General features: G+C 75.5%; 3 protein-coding genes. 1 reads left to right on the forward strand and 2 read right to left on the reverse strand.

Annotation, left to right across the window (positions count from 1 at the left end):
* The coding region (locus H5J29_RS32865) for a thiamine pyrophosphate-binding protein (RefSeq protein ID WP_312858510.1) at positions 1 to 260 on the reverse strand (260 nt) is incomplete at its 3' end.
* A gap of 48 nt (positions 261 to 308) precedes the next feature.
* Positions 309 to 1022, reverse strand: coding sequence for a PIG-L deacetylase family protein (locus tag H5J29_RS32870; protein ID WP_181784787.1), 714 nt, complete (start codon positions 1020 to 1022; stop codon positions 309 to 311).
* Between the two features lie 20 nt (positions 1023 to 1042).
* Between H5J29_RS32870 and H5J29_RS32875 the strand changes: the two genes are divergently transcribed.
* On the forward strand, positions 1043 to 1357 hold a 315-nt coding region (locus tag H5J29_RS32875; RefSeq protein ID WP_181784788.1), incomplete at its 3' end, for an ATP-binding cassette domain-containing protein.

Here is a 1357-nt window from a genome sequence, read left to right on the forward strand (position 1 = left end):
GTCTGGAACGCCGACGACGTGACCGACGTCGTCACCACCGGGACCGGGCGCCCCGAGCCCAGGGCGAGGCCGAGCGCGAGGAACCCGCCGGTGCGCTCGTCGATCCGCACGTGGAGCCGCAGCCGCCCGGCCGCGTCGGCGGCGTGCAGCGCGAACGCCAGCGGGGCGTTGCGCGAGCCCGGGCAGAGGACGGCGTCGGTCACGCCGAGGCGGACCAGCTCGTCCACGACCACGCGGGCCTGGGCGGTGGACGGGTTCACGCCATCGACCCTATGTCGCCACCCGGTGTTCCCGCCGTGCCGTGCTGCTCACAGATCCACCAGCTCGAACGCGGTGGCGAGGGTGGCACCGGGCAGGTCCTGCGCCGTGCCCTCCGCGATCGGCCGCAGGAAGGCCTCGGGATCGGTCGACCCGTCCCCCAGCCCGGCCAGGTACCGCTCGTGCGCGGCCAGCGACGCGACGGCCCGGTCGAACACCGCCGTGACGTCCACGCCGTGGGTCGGGTGCGTCGTCGCGGCGATCGCCAGCCACCGCACCCCGGTCCACGGCTCCCCGCCCGCACCCGGGAAGACCCAGCGGTTGCCCGCGTCCCGGCAGGCGTCCAGGGCCGCACGGCCCGCGTGGACGTGGTCGGCCATGTTCCGGTGCCCGCCGGGGAAGGTGTCGCCGAAGTTCATCGTGACGACGAGCTCGGGCCTGCGCCGCCGGATCGCCGCGGCGATGTCGCGGCGCAGCGGCAGCCCGTACTCGACCACCCCGTCCGGGTGGTCCAGGAACTCCACCTCCGAGACGCCCACCGCCGCGCACGCCGCCCGCTGCTCGGCCTCCCGCAACGGCCCGCACTCGCTCGGCGGGATCGAGTCGATCCCCGCCTCACCCCGGGTGACCAGCAGGTACGTGACCTCCTTGCCCTCCGACGTCCACCGGGCCACCGCTCCGGACCCGCCGTACTCCATGTCGTCCGGGTGGGCGACGACGACGAGCGCGCGCGACCAGTCGTCGGGGAAGGACTCCAGCGTCATGGCCGTACCCTAGGACCGACATGAGCGCGACACTCCAGGCCTCGGGCCTCTCCGCCGGGCACGGCGCCCGGATCCTGTTCACCGGCCTCGATCTGGTCGTGGCCCCCGGGGACGTCGTCGGGCTGGTCGGCGTGAACGGGGCGGGCAAGTCCACCCTGCTCCGCCTGCTGGCCGGCGAGGACAAGCCGGACGAGGGCACGGTCACGCTCTCGCCGCCGGACGCGACCGTGGGCCACCTGCCCCAGGAGCCGGAGCGCGGGGCCGAGACGATCACCGAGTACGTCGCCCGCCGGACCGGGGTGACCGCCGCGCAGGCCGCGATGGACGCCGCCGCC

Origin of the sequence: Pseudonocardia pini (assembly GCF_013870575.1) — a bacterium.
GTDB lineage: Bacteria > Actinomycetota > Actinomycetes > Mycobacteriales > Pseudonocardiaceae > Pseudonocardia > Pseudonocardia pini.